This window comes from Corynebacterium sp. HMSC27B11 (assembly GCF_001815985.1).
Taxonomy (GTDB): Bacteria; Actinomycetota; Actinomycetes; order Mycobacteriales; family Mycobacteriaceae; genus Corynebacterium.
The window spans coordinates 1-21,796 of sequence record NZ_KV823542.1 but is presented as its reverse complement, the minus strand read 5'-3'; the positions used below and the strand labels follow the sequence as shown (position 1 = coordinate 21,796).

At 64.4% G+C, this 21,796-nt stretch carries 16 protein-coding genes, 1 other RNA gene and 1 riboswitch; of the genes, 10 read left to right on the top strand and 7 right to left on the bottom strand.

The window, feature by feature from the left end; genetic code table 11:
* Nucleotides 1-445: 445 nt before the first annotated feature.
* A riboswitch (SAM riboswitch) is annotated at nt 446-532 on the top strand.
* A 44-nt stretch (nt 533-576) separates the two neighbouring features.
* Nucleotides 577-954 (top strand): toxin-antitoxin system YwqK family antitoxin, encoded by a 378-nt coding sequence (locus HMPREF3097_RS02285; protein WP_070760642.1) that lies wholly within the window; start codon nt 577-579, stop codon nt 952-954.
* A gap of 205 nt (nt 955-1,159) precedes the next feature.
* On the opposite strand, the gene ssrA is transcribed toward HMPREF3097_RS02285, so the two are convergent.
* The 5 genes from ssrA to ftsE all read right to left on the bottom strand — a co-directional run bounded on the left by ssrA (nt 1,160) and on the right by ftsE (nt 4,981).
* Nucleotides 1,160-1,534: a transfer-messenger RNA gene (ssrA, locus tag HMPREF3097_RS02280) on the bottom strand.
* A 45-nt stretch (nt 1,535-1,579) separates the two neighbouring features.
* Entirely contained in the window at nt 1,580-2,533 is a 954-nt protein-coding gene (locus HMPREF3097_RS02275) for a hypothetical protein (RefSeq protein WP_246821208.1), read from the bottom strand.
* Between the two features lie 164 nt (nt 2,534-2,697).
* Nucleotides 2,698-3,234: an SsrA-binding protein SmpB gene (gene smpB / locus HMPREF3097_RS02270; protein WP_070758748.1), complete on the bottom strand. Its 537-nt coding sequence runs from the start codon at nt 3,232-3,234 to the stop codon at nt 2,698-2,700.
* 124 nt (nt 3,235-3,358) lie between these two features.
* Nucleotides 3,359-4,261, bottom strand: a complete 903-nt coding sequence (gene ftsX / locus HMPREF3097_RS02265; RefSeq protein ID WP_070760638.1) for a permease-like cell division protein FtsX — start codon at nt 4,259-4,261, stop codon at nt 3,359-3,361.
* Nucleotides 4,262-4,291: 30 nt separating this feature from the next.
* Nucleotides 4,292-4,981, bottom strand: a complete 690-nt coding sequence (gene ftsE / locus HMPREF3097_RS02260; protein ID WP_070758750.1) for a cell division ATP-binding protein FtsE — start codon at nt 4,979-4,981, stop codon at nt 4,292-4,294.
* 50 nt (nt 4,982-5,031) lie between these two features.
* Between ftsE and HMPREF3097_RS02255 the strand changes: the two genes are divergently transcribed.
* Nucleotides 5,032-6,714 (top strand): AbgT family transporter, encoded by a 1,683-nt coding sequence (locus tag HMPREF3097_RS02255; protein WP_371260063.1) that lies wholly within the window; start codon nt 5,032-5,034, stop codon nt 6,712-6,714.
* Between the two features lie 427 nt (nt 6,715-7,141).
* Entirely contained in the window at nt 7,142-10,651 is a 3,510-nt protein-coding gene (locus HMPREF3097_RS02250; protein ID WP_070760636.1) for a proline dehydrogenase family protein, read from the top strand.
* Here the strand turns inward: HMPREF3097_RS02250 and prfB are convergent.
* Complete coding sequence (gene prfB / locus HMPREF3097_RS02245) at nt 10,648-11,781, bottom strand: peptide chain release factor 2 (protein ID WP_070758753.1); 1,134 nt, start codon at nt 11,779-11,781, stop codon at nt 10,648-10,650. The two genes, HMPREF3097_RS02250 and prfB, sit on opposite strands and share 4 nt — an antisense overlap.
* Nucleotides 11,782-11,820: 39 nt before the next feature.
* Between prfB and HMPREF3097_RS02240 the strand changes: the two genes are divergently transcribed.
* Together HMPREF3097_RS02240 and hisN are read left to right on the top strand one after the other, a co-directional pair.
* Nucleotides 11,821-12,696 carry an inositol monophosphatase family protein gene (locus HMPREF3097_RS02240; RefSeq protein WP_371260062.1) on the top strand — a complete coding sequence of 292 codons (876 nt, stop codon included), beginning with the start codon at nt 11,821-11,823 and terminating at the stop codon, nt 12,694-12,696.
* A 23-nt stretch (nt 12,697-12,719) separates the two neighbouring features.
* A complete protein-coding gene (gene hisN, locus HMPREF3097_RS02235) occupies nt 12,720-13,541 on the top strand; it encodes a histidinol-phosphatase (protein WP_070760634.1) in 822 nt (273 codons plus the stop codon).
* Nucleotides 13,542-13,641: 100 nt separating this feature from the next.
* Here hisN and HMPREF3097_RS02230 read toward each other — a convergent pair whose 3' ends face one another.
* Nucleotides 13,642-15,207, bottom strand: a complete 1,566-nt coding sequence (locus HMPREF3097_RS02230; RefSeq protein ID WP_070760632.1) for an NAD-dependent succinate-semialdehyde dehydrogenase — start codon at nt 15,205-15,207, stop codon at nt 13,642-13,644.
* A 258-nt stretch (nt 15,208-15,465) separates the two neighbouring features.
* Here HMPREF3097_RS02230 and pgi point away from each other — a divergent pair, with 258 nt between their 5' ends.
* From pgi to HMPREF3097_RS10065, 5 genes are all read left to right on the top strand, one after another.
* Nucleotides 15,466-17,160 (top strand): glucose-6-phosphate isomerase, encoded by a 1,695-nt coding sequence (pgi, locus tag HMPREF3097_RS02225; protein ID WP_070760630.1) that lies wholly within the window; start codon nt 15,466-15,468, stop codon nt 17,158-17,160.
* A gap of 63 nt (nt 17,161-17,223) precedes the next feature.
* The gene (gene nagB, locus HMPREF3097_RS02220; RefSeq protein WP_070760628.1) at nt 17,224-17,997 is read left to right on the top strand and encodes a glucosamine-6-phosphate deaminase; all 774 of its coding nucleotides are present in this window, start codon (nt 17,224-17,226) and stop codon (nt 17,995-17,997) included.
* A 257-nt stretch (nt 17,998-18,254) separates the two neighbouring features.
* Nucleotides 18,255-19,805 (top strand): Re/Si-specific NAD(P)(+) transhydrogenase subunit alpha, encoded by a 1,551-nt coding sequence (locus HMPREF3097_RS02215; RefSeq protein ID WP_070760626.1) that lies wholly within the window; start codon nt 18,255-18,257, stop codon nt 19,803-19,805.
* A gap of 3 nt (nt 19,806-19,808) precedes the next feature.
* A complete protein-coding gene (locus tag HMPREF3097_RS02210; protein WP_070760624.1) occupies nt 19,809-21,296 on the top strand; it encodes an NAD(P)(+) transhydrogenase (Re/Si-specific) subunit beta in 1,488 nt (495 codons plus the stop codon).
* Nucleotides 21,297-21,432: 136 nt separating this feature from the next.
* The coding region (locus tag HMPREF3097_RS10065) for a helix-turn-helix domain-containing protein (protein ID WP_070760622.1) at nt 21,433-21,796 on the top strand (364 nt) is incomplete at its 3' end.

Below are 21,796 nucleotides of genomic sequence, written 5' to 3'. Positions count from 1 at the left end.
CTAAGCCTCAAAAAAACAAGACAACCATAATGTGCAACCCATCACTATATCGACTTTAAGGGAATCTCAATAAGGTTATACGACTCGATAAAACGAGCTATTTTTGCAGCTCAGGCCATGCGGGCAGCTCTACCTTCTTCTAGCTCATCGCAGCTTATCCAAAAAGGAGTTAATCCCAAAAGTGATCTCAATAACAGGCGTGACAAGTCACCATCTAACCGCAAACACGGAGACTTCACGCTTGCTTTAATTTCAGGCAGCTTCTTTTAGGAATACCCCCAGGAACTTCCTTACAGCACCCCAGAGTCCTGAACGGCAATTCCCCCATTCCTCCCCGCTCGGTGACCCCTTTGGCGCGCCAGCCCGTCCCACCGCACTCCGGTCGTAATGTCCATCGGTCTAGCCAGTCAGACCTGAGTCGGTAGCCGGGCTGCTAACCTGGAGTCATTCATAAAGAGAAGGCGAGAGACAAGCTCGATGACCCTTCAGCAACCTACCGACGTGCAAGGTGCTCCAGCTTGAACGATGAGTCTTCTTTTTATGTTGTTTCCAGCCGATCAACATCAAGGAGAAGACATGCGCGGCGAGATTTTTTACGACAGCGGCGAGCTCAAATATTTCGGTGGTACGACCACCGATCCGCAGACGGGGCACGTCTACCGCAAGGGTTACGGCATCGAATACTACGAGGACGGCACGCCGAAGAAGGTTGGGACGTTCCAGCGCAGGGGGCTGGTCTACGGCTGCGAGTTTTACCCCAGCGGTCGATTGAAGTCCGTAGCAACCTATAACGACCCGGAGGACGGAGCCTACTACGGCCCCTCCTACCCCGTGACCGGGACCTTCTTCGACGAAGAGGGCCAGATTCTCCACTCCGGACCGTTCACCATCTCTCGGTCTGGAATCGGCTGGCCACGCGTGGTCGAACCCGAGGGCTACGGGTCCCTGGACTAGGGGCGGCCCCAGAATTCCACTGTGAGACAGCTCGCTGAAGTGTTTCCCCTAAAAGGGAAACAAAATAGTCACTAAAGGGGCAGCACCACGAGCGTTACGCGCCTCTCAGGGGCTCCCCGAGGAGACCACGGATCACATAATCCGCCAGTTAAATTGCGTTGATACGACAAAACCCCAGCTCATTTCTGAACTGGGGTGATGTCAATCGTGGAGCCGGCGGGAATTGAACCCGCGTCCTTCGCGACTTCGCCAGGGCTTCTCCGTGCGCAGTTCGCTGTCATCTCTGCTCGGCTCTCCGGGTCACGCGAACCAGCCCGGATGATGAGCCCAGTCACTCTCAAGTGTCCCATGCAGCTCGAGTGACCTAGCTGCACAGCAAGCCTCTTTAAACGATGCCGGGTGCTAAGCCAGAGGCTAGCTTAGGCCGACAGACACGCGGTCGCTGAATTAGGCAGCGAGGGCGTAGTCGCGCTGAGTGTTCTCGGCGCTTAGAAATCGCAGCGACGCTTACGGTGGTCATCTGCCTTCACCGGCACGCTTCCCCTAGCTCAATGCACGAAGTCGAAACCATGTCGGCCCCATACAAGCCTGCTGCGGAAGTTGCGTCTCAGCAGGATGGTTCAGATTACTGCATTTTTCGCTTTTCGTAAAGCGCGTTCAATGCCGTTGCCATCTTTTGCCGCTGCCAGTGCAGCTTTTCCTTCTGCGAGCGCCGCGCGTTGCGCACCGCGATGATTCCTACGACGGCTCCCATCACGATGGGCACCCAGAACTTCGGGTGGTCCAGCAGCCAGACGAGCCAGTCTGGCAACTCGGGAAGGCTCGGCAGGCTGGGAAAGTTAATCTCGGGCCATGGGATGGTGGGCCAGTTGATGTCCGGCCACGGAATCTTTGGCCAGCGGATCTCCGGCCAGTCAATATCTGGCAACAGCCCCAGCAGGAACTCAATGACGGCGATGATGGGCGTGAGAATCAGCCCGATCAGCCACACCAAGAACTTGGTCACAACCGGGGCCAGGAGAACGGCCAGGATCGCCCAACCACTCTTACCGAGCCCGCCGAGCAGCGGATAGAGCCAGCGCCGGACAGGCGAAGCCTCCATCTTCGCGGCACGCTTTGCAGCTGGAGTGCCCGCCGGCGGGTCGAAAAAAATAAAAGAATCCTTGGTTTTCACCCCGACCTGGAGGAGGTGCCGGTCGAAAACCGCGGTGTCCAACTTCAGCATCGCGGGAGCCGCGGATACCCCTGGGTCCAGAACATCGGAGAACTCGCCGTCGGCCATCTGTTTGGGGGCTCTCCCCGCCGGCGCCAGCCGGACCTTTCGTTGGCTCAGGCTGCGTTCCCGATAGACGGGCACACCGTGCTGGAGCACGACCACGGGAGGCGCCTCGTATTCGAGAAATGACTGCCACTTCTCGGCGATCTTTCCCCGTACCCCACCATCAGGGCTTCCTTTCTCCCCTTCCGCGAGGGAAGCAGGTCGCTGCGGAGCAGGCCGCGGTGCGGGCAGCTCCCCCACCTCAATCTTTGCCCCACCGTCTGGTGCTTCCAGATCGAAAAAGCCGCCGGAGCTGGCCACCGCGTCAGATTGGGCGTCGTCCTTCGTAGGCAGCGGGAACCCCGGGTCAACGCGCCGGAGCTCGGCCGGCTGACCGACGCAGACCTCAATCAACCCCAGGCTCGGGTGAGTAAGCCGCCAATGTTCCACGGCTGTTCTCCTTTTCGTCCCGACGCCAGCGGCGCCTAGCCCTTCATCCCCTTGATCTTGCGCCCCAGCTCGCGGACCACTTCGCGCTCCTCGGTGCGGCGCTTGATGTCCTGGCGCTTGTCGTAGTCCTGCTTACCGCGGGCCAGGGCCAGCTCGCACTTGAGCTTGCCGTCGACGAAGTACAGCTGCAGCGGAACCAGCGTGTGGTTGCCGTCGCGGACCTTGCCCATCAGCGAGTCGATCTCGCGGCGGTGCAGCAGCAGCTTACGCACGCGACGCGGGGTGTGGTTCCAGTAGTTGCCGCGGGAGTACTCCGGGATGTGAAGCCCCCGCAGCCAGACCTCGCCGGCATCGATGGTGGCATAAGCGTCCACGAGGCTGGCCTTGCCCTCCCGCAGGGCCTTGACCTCCGTGCCGACGAGCACCACGCCGCACTCGTAGGTGTCGAGGATGTGATAGTCGTGGCGGGCCTTGCGGTTGGTGGCAATGACAGCCGGGCCCCCACCACGTGGTGCGGAGGCCTTCTTCCCCTTCGATTTCCCGGAGTCCACCGGGGTGCTCTTCTTAGCCATGATTGCTCACACGTTACCAGCCGTGCTTCCGGCAAAGCAGTCGAGCCGAGGACGAATGCGCCCAGCTAAGAGGAAGCAGAAGGGCCAGCCGATCCCCCATCAGCCAGCCCCGCCAAACACAACGCTAGTTCTTGACGTACCAGCGCAGGGTGATCTGCGCGGTGATCGCCGCCACCGCGGCACCGATGATGACGAGGATCGGTGCCATCAGCCAGATATCGGCGGTGGTGATCTTCGCGACCAGGTTGGCCCGGTAGACCGAGACCAGCGCCTTGTCCACGACCAGCGCCTTGCCGGCGAGCATTCCGCCCACCGCGATGACCGCACCGATCACCGCGCCGATGATGGCCTCCAGCACGAACGGTGCCTGGGTGTACCAACGGGACGCGCCCACCATGCGCATGATGCTGATTTCCTCCCGGCGCGAGTACGCCGCGATCTGCACCATGTTCACGATCAGGAAGATCGCGGCCACCGCCTGCACAGCGGCGACGAAAAACGCCGCGTTACGGATGGAGTCCAGGTTGCGGGTCGCTGCCTGCAGGTCCTCGCCCTGATCGACGACGTCCTGAACGACCGGGTTATCGCGCACCGCGTCGATCGGGGCGGTGTCGGTCGGATCCTCCAGCCGGACGTGGAAGGCCGCCGGGAAGGCGTCCTTGCTGGTCTGCTCAACCAGACGCGGGTCGGAGTCCTGGAATAGTTCCACGAAACGGTCGTAGGACTGCTGCTTATTGCGGAAGGTGACGGACTTGACGGCCTCGTCGCCCTCCAGCTGCTCACGGAGCTTGGCACACTCCGGCTTCGCGCACTCGGGGTCCTCGACCGAGACCTCGTCCTTGAGCTGAACCATGACCTCGATGCGGTCGATATAAATGTCCTTGGTGCGCTCGGTCATCGTGGTCATGAGGAAACCGGTGGCCAGCAGCGCCAGAGAGATCGCGGTGGTGATGATCATCGCGATCGTCATGGTGGCGTTGCGGGTCAGGCCACCGAAGGCCTCGCGGGTGATGAAGTTACTTCGCATAAGTATTTAAACCTTCCTCGTTGCCCCGGCTTAGTGGCCGACGCCGTACATGCCGCGGGCGTCGTCGCGCACGAGCTCACCGTTGTGCAGTTCGATGACGCGCTTGCGCATGGAGTCGACGGCGACGTCGTCGTGGGTGGACATGACGACGGTGGTGCCCTGCTGGTTGATGCGGTTGAGCAGGTTCATGATCTCGGCGGAGGTATCCGGGTCAAGGTTTCCGGTCGGCTCGTCGGCAAGCAGGACGAGCGGGCGGTTGACGGAGGCGCGGGCGATAGCGACGCGCTGCTGCTCGCCGCCGGAAAGTTCGTGCGGGAAGCGGTTCTCCTTGCCCTGCAGGCCCACGGTCTCGAGGGCAGCCGGGACCAGCTTCTCGATGTCCGGGCGCTTCTTGCCGATCACCTCGAGGGCGAATGCGACGTTCTCGAAGACCGTCTTCTTCTGGAGCAGACGGAAGTCCTGGAAGACGTAGCCGATGCGCTGGCGCAGCTTCGGGACTTCCTTATCCTTCAGCGCGTTGACATGGAACCCGGCGACATGCAGGTCACCGGAGTCCAGCGCCTCTTCGCGGACCATGAGCTGCAGAAACGTAGACTTTCCGGAACCGGAAGGGCCAATAAGAAAGACAAACTCGCCCTTTTCGATCTCTGCGGAAATATTCTGGAGCGCAGGCCGGGTTGAGGTCCGGTAGCTCTTGGAAACGTTATCGAAAGTGATCACGGCTCTAACCTTAGCGAACCAAAGATGAAACTGTTACAGAAGGGAAGCGTGTGACTGCCGAGAAGACAGCGAACAAGCACAGCGACCAGAAAACCGACCACAGCGAAGAACACCACGAGGAACACGCGCCTGAGAAGGTTGGCGGTTTCCTCGGCTGGGTGGAGCGCGTCGGCAATAAACTGCCAGAGCCCTTCTGGCTCTTCGTCATCATCGGCGGACTCGTCCTCGTCAGCTCCTGGCTGGGCTCACTGGCCGGGCTGAGCGCGAAGGACCCCGAATCCGGCGAAACCGTCGTCGTGAAGAACCTGCTCTCCGCCGAGGGCTTGTCTTCCATCGTCTCCAACGCGGTCGAAAACTACACCAGCTTCCCGCCGCTCGGGCTCATCATCACCGTCATGCTGGGCGTGGCCATCGCGGAACACTCCGGTCTGATCGCCTCGACGGTGCGCGCGGTGGTGAGCAAGGTGGGTCCGAAGAGCCTCACCTTCGTCGTGGCGCTGGCTGGTGTGACCGGCTCAGTCGCCTCGGACGCCGTCTACGTCATCCTCATCCCCATCGGTGCGATGAGTTTCCGCGCGATGGGACGCTCCCCCATCGTCGGTGCGATGGTCGCCTTCGCCGCCTCCTCGGCAGGCTTCAACTCCTCGCTGGTCCTCAACATCACGGACGTGCTGCTCGCAGGCATCTCCACCTCGGCCGCCAACATCGCGGACGCCGAGTACGTGGTCTCCCCGCTGGCTAATTACTTCTTCGTCATGGCTTCCGCGGTCGTCCTCGCGCTGATCATCACCGCAGTCACGGAGCTCTATATCAATAAGAAGGCCCTCGAGCTGGTCGACCACGATCGGATCAACTACGAGGAGCTGACCTTCGGCAACGCCGAGCACGTCGACTCCGAGGGCAGCGCAGCCCTCGACAAGGACGCCAAGGACATGACGAAGGACGAGCTGGAGGCAGACCTCGCCCTCAGCGAGAAGGAGGTCCGCGCCCTGAAGTGGACCGGCGTCGCCGCCGTCGTCTTCTTCGCAGCGTACTTCGCCGCCCTGTTTGTCCCCAGCTCCCCGCTGCAGGGCGAGGGCGGCGCGGTGATGGAAAGCCCCCTGATTACGGACGTCGGTGTCCCCATCGCCGTCGGCTTCTTCCTGCTCGGTGTGGTCTACGGCCTGGCCGCCAAAACCCTGACAAAGTGGCACCAGGTGCCGGAGTGGATGGCCCGCGGACTGAAGACACTGCTGCCGATGATGGTGCTCTTCTTCGCCGTCGCCCAATTCCTGGCGTGGTTCACCGAGTCCAACCTGGGCTCCTGGACCGCCATCACCGGCGCGGAGATCCTGCAGAAGGCGGACTTTCCCCCGCTGCTGCTCTTCGGTCTCCTCGTCCTGCTGGTCGCGGGCCTGAACCTGCTGATCACCTCGGGATCCGCGCAGTGGGCTCTGATGGCCCCGATCGTGGTGCCGATGTTCATGTACTTGGGCTACTCCCCCGAGGTCACCCAGATGCTCTTCCGCATGGGTGATTCGCCGTCGAACATCATCACCCCGATGAGCCCCTACTTCGCGCTAGCGCTGACCTTCCTGCAGCGTTACTACTCGCGCTCGGGCATCGGCACGTTGATGTCGCTCGCGCTTCCCTATGCGACGGCGATGCTCATTGGCTGGTTCCTCTTCTTCGTCGTCTGGTGGCTACTCGGCATCCCGCTGGGCCCGGGCACCCCGATGGACTACCCGGCCTAGGCGCAGCTACCCGCCGGATAGTCTGCCGCCCGGGCACGCCCCTCGCACCGCGCACTCCCCCGCACCTGGGAAGTGCGCGGTTTTTATTTCACTTGCTGAAACAGCCCCGAAAAGGGCGTAGATTTGGGTCATGTGGAACGACACGGCTTCCCCCGCGGGGTGCGACACCGGGCACATCGCCCGATACCGCCCCCAGTACCGCGGCGCGTTGAGCCGGGCCGCTCAAACCCGGCTGCGCGCGCTCTCCCGCGATCGTCGCCGCCGCCCCGGTGACCGCCCGCCCGTTCTCACTGTCTAAGACCGCCCCTGCCCCGGCAGCCGGTCCCCCTCTTGCCCTGCCCGTTCGAGGCCTTCTTTTCGGCTCCCCAAAAACCGCAGTGGAGCCAGGCCACAACGGGAACCCCTCACACATAGAGAGACAGCGACCATGACTTCCCACACGGAGAACAGCAAGAACACCGCGCACCAGGACCTCGCGCCGAACCAGGACATGGAGGGCCTCGTCGACGTCGCCATCGAACAGGCCGATAAGTGGCTGGAGGTCAAGGAAACCGCCCCAGCCACGAAGCAGCTGGCCGACATGGTCCACGACCCGCACGGCGTCGAGTTCACCTTCAGCTTCGTCGACCGCGTGGCCCGGCCGGAGGACAACAAGGTCGCGGCCGAAGAGTTCGCGAAGATCGCCTCCCCCTTCAAGCGCACCGAGCCGGCCCCGGCATTCCTCGGCCTGATCGACACGATCCTGGTCACGGCGGGCTCCATCGCAGCCCCGATCCTGCCGAACGTCGTGATGCCCATCGCGCGAAAGTACCTGCGCTCCACCGTCGGCCACCTGGTGTTGGACGCCGGCTCCGAGACATTGGACGCGATGCTCGACGACGCCCGGGAGAAGGGATTCACCCTCAACCTCAACCTGCTGGGCGAGGCCGTCCTCGGCGAGGCGGAGGCCAAGCGACGCCTGCAGCAGACTATCGACCTGATCCGGAACCCGAAGGTGGAGTACGTCTCCGTCAAGGCCAGCTCCGTGGTCTCCCAGCTCAACCACTGGGATTTCCGCGGCTCCGTCGACCGCCTGAAGGACCGCCTGCGTCCGCTGTACCGCGAGGCCAAGAAGGCGGCCCAGGGCCCGTCCGGCAAACCGACGTTCGTCAACCTCGACATGGAGGCCTACGAGGACCTCGACCTGACGCTGGAACTGTTCACCGAGCTGCTGGACGAGGAGGAGTTCCTCGACCTGGAGGTCGGCATCGTGCTGCAGGCCTATTTGCCGGATTCCTTCGAGGCCCTCCAGCGCCTGACGGAGTTCGCCAAGCAGCGCGTCGCCAAGGGCGGCGCGAAGATCAAGGTGCGCCTCGTGAAGGGCGCCAACCTGTCCATGGAGCGTGTGGACGCCGAGATGCACAACTGGCCGCAGACGCCCTACCTCACGAAGGCGGAAGTGGACGCCAACTACCTGCGCTTGATCGACTGGGTGCTGAACCCGGAAAACGCGCAGGCCATCCGCATCGGCGTGGCCAGCCACAACGTCTATCACGTCGCGCTTGCGCTGGAGATCGCGAAGAAGCGTGGCGTCGAGGACCAGCTGGACATCGAGATGCTGCAGGGCATGGCGCCCGCACAGTCCAGCGAGGTGCAGAAGAAGGCCGGCAACCTAATCCTGTACACGCCGGTGGTCCGCAAGGAGGACTTCGACGTCGCCGTGTCCTACCTGGTCCGCCGCCTGGAAGAAAACGGCGCGAAGCAGAACTTCCTCTATGCGCTGTTTACCCCGGAGGAGGACGACGACACCGGCCTGACGCCGATGGAAAACCAGGAGAACCGCTTCCGCAAGGCCGTTTCCGAGCGCTGGGATACCTACCACGGCCCGCGCCGCACCCAGGACCGCATCCAGGAGGCCAGGGACAAGGTCGGCGCCACCGGCGGTTCCATCCCGGGCAACTTCGCCAACGAGCCGGACACCGACCCATCGCTGGCGCAGAACCGCGAGTGGGCCCGCACTCTACTCACCCCGGAGGCCGACCCAGGCCCGGCACAGTCGCCGCTGGTCGCCGACCCGGCGGAGATCGACAAGATCGTGCAGCGTGCCGTTGAGACCCACGAGGGAGCGTGGGGGCAGAAGACCGGCGCGGAGCGTGCCGAGCTGCTGGACAAGGTCGCTGATTCGCTGGCGAACTACCGTGGCCGCCTGATTTCTGCGGCGGCTTTCGAGGCCGATAAGACGATCGCGGAATCCGACCCGGAGATCTCCGAGGCCATCGACATGGCGCACTACTACGCGGAATCCGCTCGCCAGATGGACCGTCACCGCGGTTCGAACTTCACCCCGTACAAGGTCGTCGTGGTCACCCCGCCGTGGAACTTTCCCGTGGCGATCCCGGTGGGCGGTGTGACGGCCGCGCTGGCTGCTGGCGCCGCCGTGATCCTCAAGCCCGCACCCCAGGTGCTGCGCATCGCCGAGGTCTTCGTCGAGGCCATGCGCGAGGCCGGTGTCGGCGAGGACCTGCTCCAGTTGGTCAACGCCGACGAGGACGAGGCTGGCAAGCGCCTGATCAGCCACCCGGACGTGGAATCCGTGATCCTCACGGGGGCCTCGGAGACCGCACAGCTGTTCCGCAGCTGGGACCCGCGCAAGGTCCTGAACGCGGAGACCTCCGGCAAGAACGCCATCATCGTCACCCCGGCCGCGGACCCGGACCTGGCGGTGGAGGATATCTACCAGTCCGCCTTCGGCAACGCGGGCCAGAAGTGCTCCGCAGCCTCCCTGATCATCACCGTGGGCTCGATGTCCAAGAACGAGCGCTTCATGAACCAGCTGGTGGATGCCGTGGAGTCCATCAAGGTGGGTCGCGGCACCGACATCTCCACGTACATGAACGGCATCATCGAGGCCCCAGGCGAGAAGCTGGACCGGGCGCTACGCAAGCTCGATAGGGGCGAGAAGTGGCTGGTCAAGCCGAAGCAGCTGGACGAGACCGGCACCCTGTGGAGCCCGGGTATTCGCGATAACGTGCAGCCGGGCAGTTGGTACCACACCAACGAGCCCTTCGGCCCGGTCACGGGCATCATGCATGCCAAGGACCTGGACGAGGCGATCGAGTGGCAGAACTCCACCGGCTTCGCGCTGACCGGCGGCATCCACACCATCGACCGCGATGAGACCGCCTATTGGCGCGAGCGGGTCGAGGTCGGCAATGCCTATGTGGAGCGCGGCATCACCGGTGCGATCGTGCAGCGCCAGTCCTTCGGTGGTTGGAAGGGCTCCTCCATTGGCTCCGGGGCGAAGGCCGGCGGCCCGAATTACGTCGCCCAACAGGGCGTGTGGACCGAAGGCAATGTCGAGGAGCTGACCTCCGGGACGGTCGAGCCCCGCATCACCCAGCTGCTGCGAGAGTTCCGCGGGCTCGGCTCCCCGGTTCTGGAGGACGCGGATCACGAGTGGCTCCGCCGGGCAGCGGAGTCCGACGCCCACGCGATGGCCGTGGAGTTCGGCGTCGAGCACGACAAGTCGGCGATGGTCGTGGAGTCCAACGTCTTCCGCTACAAGCCGCTGCTGGAACCGCTGCGCGTCCGCGTTAACGCCGACGCCAAGGCGCGCGACGTCCTGCGCCTCCAGCTGGGGGCGGCGGTCACCGGCACGGAGCTGGATATCTCGGCGTCCGAGGAGGTGGCAGCGCAGTTCGGTGAGCTGGGCAAGAGCTTCCGCATCGCCAGCGACCTGGTGTTCGCCGCGGAGATCTCGAAGGCCGCGAACTCCCGCATCCGCTCCCTGGGCGAGAGCCCAGATGCCTTCTACGAGGCCGCGGTCGACTCGAATTCGAAGATCTTCGACCAGCCGGTGCTACCGGATGGCCACCGCGAGCTGCTGACGATGCTGCTGGAGCAGAACATCGCCACCACCGAGCACCGCTTCGGCTACATCCACGGGCTGACGCCTTAGGCGTTCTCCTCCTGCTGCTGCGCCATGCGCCAGCGGATGCCGGCCTCGATGAGCCCGTCGAGGTCGCCGTCGAGGACCTTCTGCGGGTCCCCGACCTCGTATTCGGTGCGCAGATCCTTGACCATCTGGTACGGGTGCAGCACGTAGGAGCGCATCTGGTTGCCCCAGGAGGCGTTGCCGCCCGCGCCAAGGGCATCCATTTCGGCCTTCTCCTCCTGGCGCTTCTTCTCCAACAGCTTGGCCTGCAGCACGCGCATGGCGGAGGCCTTGTTCTGGATCTGGGACTTCTCGTTCTGGCAGGTCACGACGATGCCGGTTGGGATGTGGGTCAGGCGCACCGCGGAATCCGTAGTGTTCACCGACTGCCCGCCCGGACCGGAGGAGCGGTAGACGTCCACGCGGACGTCCGCATCCGGCACCTCGATGGAGTCCGTCTGCTCCACGACGGGCAGGACCTCCACCTCGGCGAAGCTGGTCTGGCGGCGCCCCTGGTTATCGAAGGGGCTGATGCGCACCAGGCGGTGGGCGCCCTGCTCCACGGAGAGCGTGCCGTACATATAGTCACCGTGGATGACGAAGGTCGCGGACTTAATACCCGCCTCCTCCGCGTAGGAAATGTCGTAGATATCCACCTTGTGGCCGTGCTGCTCGGCCCAGCGGGTGTACATGCGCAACAGCATCTCCGCCCAGTCCGCGGCATCCACCCCACCGGCGCCGGAGCGGATGTTGACCAGCGCCTCGCGCTGGTCGTACTCGCCGGAGAGCATCGTGGTGATCTCCAGGGATTCGATGGCGGCCCGCAGCGCCGTGCGCTCCTCCTCCGCCATCGCGGCGGCGTCCTCGGCCGCCGCCGGATCCTCCGCGGCCTCCTCCTCGGCCATGTTGTAGAGCACCGGGAGGTCGTCCAGCCGCTGGCGCAGCTCGCGGATTTTCTTCAGCTTGGCCTGCACACGGGAGAGCTCCGAGGTGACCTGCTGGGCGTGATCCGGATCGTCCCACAGCGAGGGGTCGGCGGCCTGATCCTCCAGCTCGCGGGCCCGCGAGTCCAGCTCGTCGAGGTCCAACACCCGCTCGATGGTGGTCAGGGTGCCTTCCAGGTCTTTCAGATCAGAGCTCACATCCGGTTGCATAGTGCGCAAGTCTACCCGGCAGTGTGCACAATGGGATGTATGGCTAAGGCAAAGAATACGTCCACCTCCACCGGCAACTCCCCGGTGCCGGAGGAGATGCTCAACGCGATCATCAAAACCTTCATCGTCGCGCACGTCGACGACACCGATAACCACCTCGCCCAGGCGCTGGTGTACAACGCCGCCCGCCTGGCGTGGCGGATGCGCGCCTCCGGGCTCGAGACGGAGACGAAGACCTCCATCTCCGACGTCGTCACCGCCGCGGATCGGGCCGCCGAGAAGTTCATCACCGATGCGCTGGAGACGATCCGACCGGAGGACGGCGTCCTCGGCGAGGAAGGCACCCGGCGCGAAGGGACCAGCGGGAGGACCTGGGTGATCGACCCCGTGGACGGGACCTATAACTTCACCACCGGCTCGGACTACTGGTGCTCCGCGCTTGCCCTGGTTAAGGGCGACCCGAATGACCCGGAGGAGGTCATCTTCGGCGCCGTGCACCGCCCCGCCATGGGCTACACCTGGTTCGGTGGCCCGGAGATCCCCACCACCCGCGATGCTCAGCCGGTCCCGGAGTTCAAGAACACCCCTGCGGAGCGCACCGTGGTCGGCACCTACCTGCACCCACCGCTGTTTTCCGTGCCAGAGGTTAGGGACGCCTGGATCGCGGTAACCGGCAACTTCGCGACCGTCCGTATGCTCGGCTCAGCTTCCGTGGACATGGCCGGCGTGGCCTCCGGGGAGCTCGGCTGCTGGATTCAGGACTCCGTGGCGGCCTGGGACTGGCTGCCGGGCCGGGCGCTCGTGGAGGGCGCCGGTGGTGTGACCGAGCAGATCGAGGCCGCGGGCAAGACCTGGTCGGTGGCCGGCACCGAGTCGGCTGTTGCGAGCGTTAAGACTGCGCTCATCGGCAGTTAGTTTTTGAGGCTAAGATCCAGGGCATGAGCACCACGTACTCCGATGACCTGTCGCTTGCCTTCGAGCTGGCCAACGCCGCGGACGAGATCACCATGGCTCGGTTCGAGGCCGAGGACCTCCGCATCGAATCCAAGCCCGACCTCACCCCCGTTTCCGACGCCGACACCGCCGTCGAGCGTCGCCTGCGCGAGATCCTGGCGGATTCCCGCCCGGACGACTTCGTGCTGGGTGAGGAGTTCGGCGGCGAAGCGCACTTCGAGGGCCGCCAGTGGGTCATCGACCCGATCGATGGCACGAAGAACTTTGTCCGTGGCGTGCCCGTGTGGGCCACGCTGATCAGCCTGTTGGAGGACGGCGTGCCGAAGGTGGGTCTGGTTTCCGCGCCAGCACTGTGCCGCCGCTGGTGGGCCGCCCCTGGGGCCGGGGCGTGGCGCTCCTTCTCGGTACCGAATACTTTCGACGAGGACTCCACCCCTTCTGCTCAGCCACGCCGCCTGAGCGTGTCGGGCGTGGGCAAGATCGCGGACGCCAGCCTCTCCATCAGCTCCCTGTCCGGCTGGCAGGATCGCGGCCTGCGGGAGCAGCTGGTGGGACTGAGCGACCAGACCTGGCGCCTGCGTGGATTCGGGGACTTCTGGTCCTACATGATGGTCGCCGAGGGCTCCGTGGATATCGCGGCGGAGCCGGAGGTCAGCCTCTGGGATCTCGCAGCACTCGTCCCGATCGTGGCGGAGGCCGGCGGCACCTTCACGAACGTGGAGGGCGAGCCGGGACCGCACGGTGGTTCCGCGGTGGCCACCAACGGGCTGCTGCACGAGGACGTCATCGCCGCGCTGAATAACTAAGCCGCTTACCCTAACCAGGGCAGACAGAAAGAAAAAGGACGCTACCGCACGCGGCGGTGGCGTCCTTAACTGTTGGGGGGGAACTCCCCCGGACCGGCCCCTAGTAGGAGACGGTGATGAACTGGGTTTCGAGGTACTCCTCGATGCCCTCGAAGCCGCCCTCGCGGCCGATGCCGGACTCCTTCACCCCGCCGAAGGGCGCGGCCGGGTCGGAAAGCAGGCCCTTGTTGACGGCCACCATGCCGACCTCCATCTTCTCGGCGAAGGCCATCGTCTCCTGTAGCTTCTCGCCGACCACGTAGCCGGCTAGGCCGAAGTTCGTGGCATTGGCGTTGGCCAGGGCCTCGTCCTCATCGGCGAAGGTCTGGATGGTCATGACGGGTCCGAAGATCTCCTGGTTGGCGATCTCGAAGTCCTGGGTGACCCCGGAGAGGACGGTCGGGGCGTACCAGAAGCCGTTGGTGTCAAGCTCGCCGGTGGTCTTGAGCTCCGGGTGCTTCGCCAGGGAGTCCTCGGTCAGCTTAAAGCCACCGATCTCCACCTTCGCTCCCTGCTCGACGGCCTTCTCAACCATCTCGGCGACCTTGTCGCGCTGCTCCGCGCTGACCATTGGGCCTGCGGTGGCGTCACTATCAGTGCCCGCGCCGAGCACGAATTCGCCGATCCGCTTGGTGACCGCTGCGGTGAATTCCTCGGCGAGCGACTCGTGCACCAGGATGCGGTTGGCGGCGATGCAGACCTGCCCTGCGCCTCGCATCTTCGCGTCAATGGCGGCGTTCACGGCCTTGTCCATGTCCGCGTGCTCGAGGACGACGAGCGGGGCGTTGCCTCCCAGCTCCAGGGAGGTGCGGATGGTGCGCTCGGCGGCCTTCGCCGCGAGCGCCTGGCCCACCTCGGTGGAACCGGTGAAGGTGAACTTGCGCAGGCGGTCGTCGTCCAAAATGGCGGAGACATTCGACGCGGTGCTGGTCGGCAGCACCTGGAACACCCCGTCCGGCAGGCCGGCCTGGCGGGAGAGTTCGGCCAGGTAGAGCGCGGTCAGCGGGGTCATCTGTGCGGGCTTGACGATCATGGTGCAGCCCGCGGCCAACGCCGGAGCGAGCTTACGGGTGATCATCGCCAGCGGGAAATTCCACGGGGTCACCGCCAGAACCGGACCGACCGGCTTCGGGTGGGTGATGATGCGGCTACCGCCGTCCGGGGACACACGGTACTCCCCCGCGATGGCCTCAGCGCGGGAGGCGTACCAGCGGAAGAATCCCCCGCCGTAGCCGACTTCGCCCTGGCTGTCCTTCAACGCGCGGCCGAGCTCCAGGGACTGCAGGTAGGCCAGGTCATCAGCATGATCCTGCACCAGCTGATACAGAGAGCGCAGCAGGTCGGCGCGCTCCTGCGGGCTGGTGTTCTCCCATTCGGGCTGCGCCTTCGCGGCGTGGTCCATCGCCTCGCGGGCATCACCTTCCGTTGCGGACGCCACCCGCACGAACTCCTGGCCGGTCGCGGCGTCGGTAACCCCGAGGGTCTCCCCGTCCGCGCCGTGGCGCCACTGGCCGTTGATAAACAGCCCCGTCGGGACGGTGATCTCCCGCGGGCCGGCGGTGACGGTGGTGAAGAACTCTGAATCGGAGGTGTTCTGTGCTGTGTTGTTTTCTGCCGAAGTAGCCATACCCCCACTGTGCCACCGGGCGTGACCGCCGGCCACCGTGCTTCAGCGCCGGCCGCTGGGCGTGACCGTCGGCCACCGTGCTTCAGCGCTGGTCGCTGGGATCAGACACCGACCACCGCGCGGGTACACAGCCCCACCGGTAGCTATGTCGCGGGGCACGCTGTGGCACTACCGTGCGACCGCCGCCGAGACGACTAGGCTGGGTGACGATACGTCCAAGATTCACCGGCGACGCACCTCCCGAGGAGAACTCAAGCAGTGAGCATCCCACCCAACCCACAGCGGGTGACTAGCACCGCACCGTGGCAGGAACTCCAGGACTATAAGGAAAGCTTCGTCGGCACCACCCTCCGGGAGATCTTCGACCAGGAGGCCACCCGCGTCGAGGACATGACCATCCAGGCAGGCCCCCTGCACATCGACCTGTCGAAGAACCTCGCCGACGCCCGCGTCATGGAGCTGCTGGTCCAGCTGGGCGAAGCGATGGGGCTGCCGGAGTACCGCGACGCGATGATGGCCGGGGCTACGGTCAACACCACCGAGAACCGTGCCGCCCTGCACACCGCGCTGCGTGTCCCGGTGGACCAAGACTTCCAGGTCGACGGGGTGGACGTCGCCGCCGACGTCCACGAGGTCCTCGGTCGGATGCGGGACTTCTGCCGCGACCTACGCAGCGGCCGGTGGCTGGGTGTGACTGGGAGGACCATCAAGCAGGTCGTCAACATCGGCATCGGGGGCTCCGACCTGGGCCCCTCCATGGCGGCGGCCGCGCTGCGCCCCTACCGAACCGCGGGCATCGAGCCCTACTTCGTCTCCAACCTGGATCCGGCTGACCTCAGCGCCGCGCTGGATGACCTGGATCCGGAGTCCTGCCTCTTCGTCATCAGCTCGAAGACTTTCAGCACCCAGGAGACCCTGGTCAACGCGCGCGCGGCGAAGCAGTGGCTCCTCACCGAACTGGAGCGTCGCGGCGTAGCAGCGGACACGAGCGCGCAGCGGCAAGCCATCATCGAAAAGCACTTCGTCGCGGTGTCCACCAACCGCGAAGCCGTCACGGAGTTCGGCATCGACCCGGCGAACATGTTCGGCTTCTGGGACTGGGTGGGCGGCCGCTACTCGGTGGATTCCGCCATCGGGCTCACCCTCATGGCCGCGATCGGCCCGCAGGACTTCGACCAATTCCTCGCCGGCCTGCACGACGTGGACGAGCACTTCCGCACCGCCCCGCTGCATGCCAACGCGCCAGCCCTGATGGGTCTGCTCAGCGTGTGGTACCGCGACTTTTTGGGCTCCCAGTCCCACGCGGTGATGCCCTATAGCGAGGACCTCCGCGAATTCCCGGACTACCTGCAACAGCTGACCATGGAGTCGCTGGGCAAGTCCGTGCGCCTGGACGGGTCCAAGGTCGGGGTCCCCACGGGCCCGGTGTACTGGGGCGCACCCGGGACGAATGGCCAGCACGCGTTCTTCCAGCTGCTCCACCAAGGCACACAGCTCATCCCCTCGGACTTCATCGGATTCTGCAACCCCCACGGCGAGGTCACCACCCAACCCGAGGGCACGAAGATGCACGACATGCTGATGGCAAACTTCTTCGCCCAGACCAGGGTGCTGGCCTTTGGTCGCACCGCTGAAGAGCTGCGCGCCGCGGGCACCCCCGAGGAGCTGATCCCCCACAAGGAGATGCCGGGCAACCAGCCCAGCACCACCATCCTGGCGGACATGCTGACCCCGCGTTCCCTGGGTGGGCTGATCGCACTCTACGAGCACATCACCTTCGTGCAATCGGTGATCTGGGGCATCAACGCCTTCGACCAGTGGGGCGTAGAGTTCGGAAAACTCCAGGCCAGCGACCTACTCCCAGCGGTACGGGGCACGGCTGCGGTGGCCGCCGGGGATGGCTCCACCGACGCGCTGATCAGCTTTTACCGGCAGCACCGCAACGAGGGTTAGACTCAATAAACACCATCGGCGCAATGACCTGCGCCGACCGATACTGGAAAGAACCGCCTGCTCATGGACGTTGTGATTCGGCAGACCCCTAAAGAAGTCGCGCAACTCGCGGCCACCATCATGGCCCGGTACGTCTCCGAGGGGAAGAACATCGGGCTGGCCACCGGCTCCACCCCGCTGCTGACCTACCGGGAGCTCATCGCCAAGCACCGCGAGGGCCTGAGCTTCGCGAACACCACGGCCTTCCTGCTGGACGAGTACGTGGGCCTGCCGGAGGATCACGAGCAGTCCTATCACTACACGATCTACAACGAGTTCACGCAGTACGTGGACTTCGCCGACGGCGCGGTGCACACCCCCGATGGGATGAACCCGCGTACCGATGAGGCAGGGCGCGAGTACGAGGCGGCCATCGAGGCTGCCGGGGGCATCGACATCCAGCTCCTCGGCGTGGGAACCAACGGCCATGTGGGCTTCAACGAGCCCGGTAGCTCCTTCGACTCCCTGACCCGCCTGAAGACGCTGCACCCGCAGACACGGCGGGATAACGCCCGATTCTTCGGTTCGCTCGAGGAGGTGCCGATCCACGTGGTCACGCAGGGACTGGGCACGATCCGCCGCGCCGGGCACCTGTTGTTGCTGGCCACGGGGGAAAACAAGGCCGATGCGGTGGCCCGCCTGGTGGAGGGGCCAGTGTCCGCGATGATGCCGGCCTCCGTGCTCCAGCTGCACCGACACGCGACGGTCATCGTGGACGAGGCGGCGGCATCCCAGCTGCAGGAAACCGAGTTTTACCGTTTCGTGGACGCCAACCGCCCGGAGTGGCAGGCATACTGACCCCACTTTGGGGGTGAAACGGCAATTTCAACAACGGGGGCACCCGGGGCATCGGGTGCCCCCGTTGGCATTTTTTCTCCTTTAATTCTTCAAAGCGCGCGACAAGCACTCCGGAAAAGGGATAAATATAGATCCAATGTTTTTCGGGTCGCTCGTGCGAATCACCACTTACTCGCACTTGACGGTCACAACGCCACCCCTACGTTGCGATCAGTACCTGGAACTTTTATCCCCCAGAAGACTGCACAGGAGACAAAGTGCGTATCGGTATTCCGGTTGAGCCGGGTGAGAACCAGCCGCTGGTGGCAGCCACACCAGACACGGTCGGCAAGCTCATCAAGCTCGGCTATGACGTTGAAGTACAGGCTGGTGCCGGCGAAGACGCCGCCTACCCTGACGCCCTCTACCGCGAGGCCGGCGCGAGCATCGTAGGCGAGGAGGTCTGGGAGGCGGACATCGTCACCACCCTCGACACCCCACCCAAGGCCAAGCGCGACCTCATGCGCTCCGGGGCCACCCTGATCTGCCGCATGGCTCCAGGCCGCAACGAAGAGCTCATCAACGAGCTCGCCAACCGTGGCATCACCGGGCTCGCGATGGACGCTGTGCCGCGCATTTCCCGCGCACAGTCCATGGACGTGCTCTCCTCCATGGCGAACATCGCCGGCTACCGCGCGGTCATCGAGGCCGCCAACGCCTTCGGTCGACTGTTCACCGGCCAGGTCACCGCCGCCGGTAAGGTGCCGCCAGCAAAGGTCTACGTCATCGGCGCTGGTGTCGCTGGTCTGGCCGCGATCGGTACCGCCAACTCCATGGGCGCGATCGTCAAGGCCACCGACCTGCGCGTCGAGGCGGGCGAACAGGTCGAGTCCATGGGTGCGGAGTTCGTCGCCATCCAGGAGGAGGCTGAGAAGTCCGAGGACGGCTACGCCAAGGAGATGACCCAGGACCAGGCGGAACTCGCTGCGAAGATCTACTCCCAGCAGTCCGCCGAGGCCGACATCGTCATCACCACCGCAAACATCCCGGGCCGCACCTCCCCGGTGCTGCTCACCGAAGAGGATGTCGCCAACATGCGCCCGGGCAGCGTCGTCGTCGACCTGGCGGCAGCCAACGGCGGTAACTGCGCCCTGACGAAGCCGGGCGAGGTTGTCGTCACCGACAACGGCGTCACCCTCATCGGCTACACCGACCTGGCAGGCCGCCTGCCGGGCCAGGCCTCCCAGCTGTTCGGCCAGAACATCGTCAACCTGTTCAAGCTGATCACCCCGGAGAAGGACGGCCAGCGCGTGCTGGACCTGGACGACGAGATCATCCGCACCATCACCGTCACCCTCAACGACGGCCAGGAGACCTCCATCCTCTGGCCGCCACCACCGGTGAGCGTGTCCGTCGCCCCGAAGCAGCCCGCACAGGAAGCCCAGACCGCCGAGGAGCCGGAGAAGCAAGCCTTCATGGGCGGCCCCTTCGCCAAGATCGGCCTGGCCATCGCCATCCTGCTGGGTGCAGCGATCGTGCTGGTCAGCCCGCTGGGCATGAGCGGCAACTTCGTCGTCCTGACCCTGGCCATCGTGCTGGGCTTCTACGTGATCTCCGCGGTCACCCCAACCCTGCACACCCCGTTGATGTCCGAGACGAACGCGATTTCAGGAATCGTCCTGGTCGGCGCGATCTTGCAGGTCAACAGCCCCAATATCATCGTTACGGTCCTCGCGTTCCTGGCAATCGTCGTGTCCTCCGTCAACGTGTTCGGTGGCTTCGCCATCACAGACCGCATGCTCGGCATGTTCGTTAAGGAGGATGCATAAACCATGACTGCCACTCTGATTCTTTCGCAGGCAGCGACCGGCGAGAACGCCACGCTGCTGGACTGGCTGGCACGGATCTCGAACCTGGCCTACATCGTGGCTGCCGTGCTCTTCCTCATGGCACTGGCTGGCCTGTCCAAGCCGGAGACCGCGAAGCGCGGTAACGCGCTGGGCATGAGCGGTATGGCTGTTGCCATCGCCGTGGCCATCTTCCAGGCTGTGGTGCACTCCACCACCGATTCCGAGGCACTGGACCCGGTTGTCACCGTCATCCTCATCGCCCTGGCTATGAGCCTCGGTGCCGCCTACGGCATCAAGCGCGCGCACTCCGTCGAGATGACTGGCCTGCCGCAGCTGATCGCACTGTTCAACGGCCTGGTCGGCCTGGGCGCGGTCTTCATCGGGTACAACTCCTTCGTCTCCGAGTCCGCCGACTCGATGGGCGCTGCTGCCTACAACTTCCACCTGGGTGAGGTCTTCCTGGGCATCTTCATCGGTGCCGTGACCTTCACCGGCTCGATCCTGGCTGGCCTGAAGCTCTCCGGCAAGGTCAAGGGCGCTCCCCTGCTGCTGCCGGCTCGTAACCTGCTGAACGTCGCCATCCTGGTGGTCAGCCTCGTGCTCATGGTCGTGTTCATCGTCGCTGGCGAGGGAACCACCGCCTGGATCGCAGTTGGCATCATGACCGCCCTGGCCCTGTTCATGGGCTGGCACCTGGTCGCCGCCATCGGCGGTGGCGATATGCCGGTCGTCGTGTCCATCATGAACTCCTACTCCGGCTGGGCAGCTGCCTTCACCGGTCTGATGCTGCAGAACCCGCTGCTGATCATCACCGGTGCGCTGGTCGGTTCCTCCGGCGCGTTCCTCTCCTACGTGATGTGCCAGGCGATGAACCGCTCCTTCCTGAACGTCCTGCTGGGCGGCTTCGGCACCGACGGTGGCGCGGTCGCGGAGGGTGTCGACGGCACCCACACCGAGATCGACACCGACGAGGCTGTCGCGATGCTCAAGGACGCGAAGAACATCATGATCACCCCGGGCTACGGCATGGCTGTCTCCCAAGCGCAGTACACGGTCGCTGAGCTGACCCGCAAGCTGCGCGACCAGGGTAAGACTGTCCAGTTCGGTATCCACCCGGTCGCCGGCCGCCTGCCTGGCCACATGAACGTCCTGCTGGCTGAGGCGAAGGTCCCTTATGACATCGTCATGGACATGGAGGAGATCAACGACGACTTCGACGAGGTCGACGTGGTCCTGGTCATCGGCGCGAACGATACGGTCAACCCGAGCGCTGAGATGCCGGGCTCCCCGATCGCCGGCATGCCGGTTCTGAAGGTGTGGGAGGCTGAGCGCGTGATCGTGCTGAAGCGTTCCATGGGTGCCGGTTACTCCGGTGCGCAGAACCCGCTGTTCTTCAACGAGAACACCGACATGCTGCTCGGTGATGCGAAGGCATCCATCGAGAAGCTGGCCGCAGGGATCAGCAACTAAGCCTGGGAACCCCGCGGTGACCGCGCCACCCACCCGGGTGGTGCACCGAGAAAATCCCCGTCGATGCGACAAGCTGAACTGCTCCCCATTAGTTGGACTGAGAAATCAGTTACCGACTAGTGGGGAGCAGTTTTCATTGAGAGCACGGAGTTCGCTGAGTAAGCAGCAGCGCGAGCAGTTGGTTGAATTATTTGAGCAAGGCATGGGTTATACAGCCGCTGCCAATGCTCTTGGTGTCTCCAAGTATGCCGCCCGTACGCTGCGTCGTCGGTTTCAGCTGCATGGCAAGCTATGTCTTGTGGAGAAACCAACTAAACAGCAGTACTCGTTCGACATCAAAAAGGAAGTTGTCCAACGCTACCTTGCCGGCGAGACAAGAATGGATCTTGCCCGCGAGTTTGGCCTGTCGTCAGACCAGCTCGTCAAAGATTGGACCAGGAAATGGCGCAGAAGCGGCGATGACGCGTTGGCACCGAAACCGAAGGGCAGACCCAAAGGCT

Bases quoted from the DNA above. Each gene is read 5' to 3' on its own strand.
- HMPREF3097_RS02285 (WP_070760642.1), top strand. From the start codon at position 577: ATGCGCGGCGAGATTTTTTACGACAGCGGCGAGCTCAAATATTTCGGT.
- smpB (WP_070758748.1), bottom strand. From the start codon at position 3,234: ATGGCTAAGAAGAGCACCCCGGTGGACTCCGGGAAATCGAAGGGGAAG.
- ftsX (WP_070760638.1), bottom strand. From the start codon at position 4,261: ATGCGAAGTAACTTCATCACCCGCGAGGCCTTCGGTGGCCTGACCCGC.
- HMPREF3097_RS02250 (WP_070760636.1), top strand. From the start codon at position 7,142: ATGACTTCCCACACGGAGAACAGCAAGAACACCGCGCACCAGGACCTC.
- prfB (WP_070758753.1), bottom strand. From the start codon at position 11,781: ATGCAACCGGATGTGAGCTCTGATCTGAAAGACCTGGAAGGCACCCTG.
- HMPREF3097_RS02240 (WP_371260062.1), top strand. From the start codon at position 11,821: ATGGCTAAGGCAAAGAATACGTCCACCTCCACCGGCAACTCCCCGGTG.
- hisN (WP_070760634.1), top strand. From the start codon at position 12,720: ATGAGCACCACGTACTCCGATGACCTGTCGCTTGCCTTCGAGCTGGCC.
- HMPREF3097_RS02230 (WP_070760632.1), bottom strand. From the start codon at position 15,207: ATGGCTACTTCGGCAGAAAACAACACAGCACAGAACACCTCCGATTCA.
- nagB (WP_070760628.1), top strand. From the start codon at position 17,224: ATGGACGTTGTGATTCGGCAGACCCCTAAAGAAGTCGCGCAACTCGCG.
- HMPREF3097_RS02210 (WP_070760624.1), top strand. From the start codon at position 19,809: ATGACTGCCACTCTGATTCTTTCGCAGGCAGCGACCGGCGAGAACGCC.